The 2,723-nt window shown below is 41.2% G+C and carries 6 protein-coding genes; all 6 read left to right on the top strand.

The features are described from left to right. Window positions 1-615, top strand: a 615-nt coding sequence (dapB, locus tag IM477_RS22045; RefSeq protein ID WP_287733483.1) for a 4-hydroxy-tetrahydrodipicolinate reductase, incomplete at its 5' end; no start/stop codon positions are given. A gap of 189 nt (window positions 616-804) precedes the next feature. Continuing rightward, the gene (locus IM477_RS22040; RefSeq protein WP_287733481.1) at window positions 805-1,158 is read left to right on the top strand and encodes a nucleotidyltransferase family protein; all 354 of its coding nucleotides are present in this window, start codon (window positions 805-807) and stop codon (window positions 1,156-1,158) included. Continuing rightward, window positions 1,140-1,463, top strand: a complete 324-nt coding sequence (locus IM477_RS22035; protein ID WP_287733479.1) for a ribonuclease toxin HepT-like protein — start codon at window positions 1,140-1,142, stop codon at window positions 1,461-1,463. Before IM477_RS22040 ends, IM477_RS22035 begins: the two co-directional genes overlap by 19 nt. Then, window positions 1,453-1,530: a hypothetical protein gene (locus IM477_RS23255; protein ID WP_353845571.1), complete on the top strand. Its 78-nt coding sequence runs from the start codon at window positions 1,453-1,455 to the stop codon at window positions 1,528-1,530. Before IM477_RS22035 ends, IM477_RS23255 begins: the two co-directional genes overlap by 11 nt. Before the next feature lie 105 nt (window positions 1,531-1,635). Then, complete coding sequence (locus IM477_RS22030) at window positions 1,636-2,007, top strand: nucleotidyltransferase family protein (protein ID WP_002767900.1); 372 nt, start codon at window positions 1,636-1,638, stop codon at window positions 2,005-2,007. After that, window positions 1,985-2,485, top strand: a complete 501-nt coding sequence (locus tag IM477_RS22025) for a ribonuclease toxin HepT-like protein (RefSeq protein ID WP_287733478.1) — start codon at window positions 1,985-1,987, stop codon at window positions 2,483-2,485. The genes IM477_RS22030 and IM477_RS22025 overlap by 23 nt, the downstream gene beginning before the upstream one ends. Window positions 2,486-2,723 lie beyond the last annotated feature (238 nt).

The following is a 2,723-nucleotide window of genomic DNA, read 5'->3' as shown; positions in this document are numbered from 1 at the left end:
CTGGCAACTCAGGAAAAAGTGCAAGGGGTGATGGTGGATTTTACCCATCCCGACGGTGTTTATGACAATACCCGCAGTGCGATCGCCTATGGAGTGCGTCCCGTGGTGGGAACTACGGGATTATCGGCGGCACAACTGCAAGATTTAGCCGAATTTGCCGAAAAAGCCAGCACCGGCTGTTTAGTTATCCCCAATTTTTCCATTGGCATGGTTTTACTACAACAGGCTGCCCTGCAAGCATCCCGCTACTTTGATCATCTGGAAATTATCGAACTGCATCACAATCAAAAAGCAGACGCACCCAGTGGAACGGCGCTCAAAACCGCCGAATTACTGGCAGAATTAGGTAAAACCTTTAATCCTGCCCAAGTTTCCGAAAAAGAAACTATCCCCGGCGCTAGAGGCGGTTTAACTGCTGAGAACATCCGTATTCATAGCGTGCGTCTACCCGGTTTAATTGCCCACCAAGAAGTCATTTTCGGTTCCCCCGGGGAAATCTATACCCTTCGTCATGATACCAGCGATCGCTCCTGTTATATGCCGGGGGTTCTCCTCTCTATCCGTAAAGTTACTCAGCTGCAATCCCTCGTCTACGGTTTAGAAAAAATCCTCTAAATCAAGATAGGTAGTGATTTTATTGTAGTGGTGATAGCTCAAACCTTTGCTAATTGGGCATTGTCGTCATCAATAAAGTACCAAACAGTTCGGCACCCCCCCGATCAAGGTAGTAGGGGGGATCGAAGGCAAAATCTATCTTCTATTTAATTAGAACCACTTACCTAAACTCAATGGTAAAATAAGCCCATGAGCGCTTTTCCTACCCCAGAACTCGATAAAATCCTCAAAGAAAAAGATATTCAAGGAGAACAGGAAAGACAAACCCTGCTGGCAAAAACTCAACAATGGCTTCCTGAAAATGCTGTAAAATACGGAATTAATCGAGCTTATATCTTTGGCTCCCTAACTCGTCCCTATAAATTTCACCCCGGTTCTGATGTGGATATTGCCGTCGAAAATATCAATCCCGAATTGCACTTTGATGCTCTTAGTATTCTTTCCTATTATCTGGGGAGAGAGGTAGATATTATTCTGCTGAAAAACTGTCATTTTGCCCACCGAATTCGGGAAGAAGGAATTTTATGGACAACCGACAAGTAATTCTGTTGAAAGCTGATATAAATGCTCAATTACAGCTAATCAAAGCGATCGATGGTAAAGTTGCTGTTAGAGCCGAAGGTGTTAATCCCGATGATGTCATTCGCCTAGAAAGCATTGCCTATCAAATCCATAATTTATACAGTGCCACTGAGGATTTACTTAAAATAGTGGCGGCCTGTTTTGAAAATCATATTGCCGATACCCAGCAATGGCATACAGCCTTATTAAACAGACAGAATGACTGTCCCTATCCCCGGAATTCGTCCTGCTTTTATTTCTTCAGAAACCGCCGCTTTGTTAAATAGTTTGCGAGGATTTCGGCAGTTTTTTCGTCATGCCTACGGCACAAATATTGATTATGATGAAAATTAATTTAGACAGGGCAAGAAAAATCTACAGAAACTTAGAGAAAGATATTCAAATTTTCTTTGAACAATGGGCAGAAAGTTAAGCTAAATACTCGCTATTATAATTATTATGTCGGTCAATAATCCCTATCTTGAATACTGGCAAAAACGCCAAAAAGAACAGCAGGAATATAATCAAAAATTAGCTCAAGAGGCAAGGAAAAATCTTCCGCCAGTTATTGATTATCTAAAAAAAAATTTCCCAATTACAAAAATTATCCTGTTTGGTTCTCTAGTTAAAGGTAAATTTCAGGAAACTTCTGATATTGATCTAGCAGTGGCTGGCATACCCCCAGAAAGTTTTTTTCAAGCTTTAGGAAAAGTTAATTTAATTAGCGCTCGCTGGATTGATTTAAAGCCTATAGAAGACTTAGAACCTCATTTTCTTAAAAGAGTTTTGCAAACAGGAGAATGTCTTTATGCGTCCGATGAGTGCCAGTGAATTACAAGAAATCGCCCTTGATATTGCCACTGAAGTTAATAGATTAAATCGGCTAGAAAGCCAAATGCGTTTAGTTCAAGCGGAAATGCTAACCAACCCGGCACTAGCCGATATTTGTGCCGAAAGTTTAGCCCTAAAACTCCATAACTTCTATACAGGATGTGAACGAATTTTTCAAATTATCGCTTCTGAGTTAAATGGTGGCTTACCATCTAGTTATGACTGGCATAGAAGGCTATTAAATCGTATGGGCAAACCTCAAGATTATCGTCCTGCTGTATTACGAGAAGATACCGTGCATAAACTTAATGAATACCTAAGCTTTCGGCACGTTGTTCGCAATATCTACGGTTTTGAATTGGAAAAACAAAAACTAGAAAATCTGGTTAATAACTATTATAATACATGGCTACAAGTCCAAGAAGATATTAATAGTTTTATCCTTTGGTTAAAAACCACAGCAGACAGTCTTAATTAAACCTCAAAGACAAGATTGCTTGTTGAGATGGGGAAAGAGGCAACACCCCCCCAACCCTACCCGACGTCGGGGGGAGATTTAGCTAATCTAAGGATAGGCGGTTAAAATGCGTCTTAGCCTATTCTTGACATCCTCGCCGCCGTAAAACGGACGGCGATTCCCAAACCTCACGATTTAGGTTTCTGCTTCTTTCCCTTGCGGGGTTCCGCACCTGCCTTAACAGATTTACTCTGTTCTG

Source organism: Microcystis sp. M090S1, assembly GCF_020246295.1.
GTDB classification, from domain to species: Bacteria; Cyanobacteriota; Cyanobacteriia; order Cyanobacteriales; family Microcystaceae; genus Microcystis; species Microcystis aeruginosa.
This window is presented reverse-complemented; position numbering and strand designations above follow the sequence as displayed.

Bases quoted from the DNA above. Each gene is read 5' to 3' on its own strand.
- IM477_RS22040 (WP_287733481.1), top strand. From the start codon at position 805: ATGAGCGCTTTTCCTACCCCAGAACTCGATAAAATCCTCAAAGAAAAA.
- IM477_RS22035 (WP_287733479.1), top strand. From the start codon at position 1,140: ATGGACAACCGACAAGTAATTCTGTTGAAAGCTGATATAAATGCTCAA.
- IM477_RS22030 (WP_002767900.1), top strand. From the start codon at position 1,636: ATGTCGGTCAATAATCCCTATCTTGAATACTGGCAAAAACGCCAAAAA.
- IM477_RS22025 (WP_287733478.1), top strand. From the start codon at position 1,985: ATGCGTCCGATGAGTGCCAGTGAATTACAAGAAATCGCCCTTGATATT.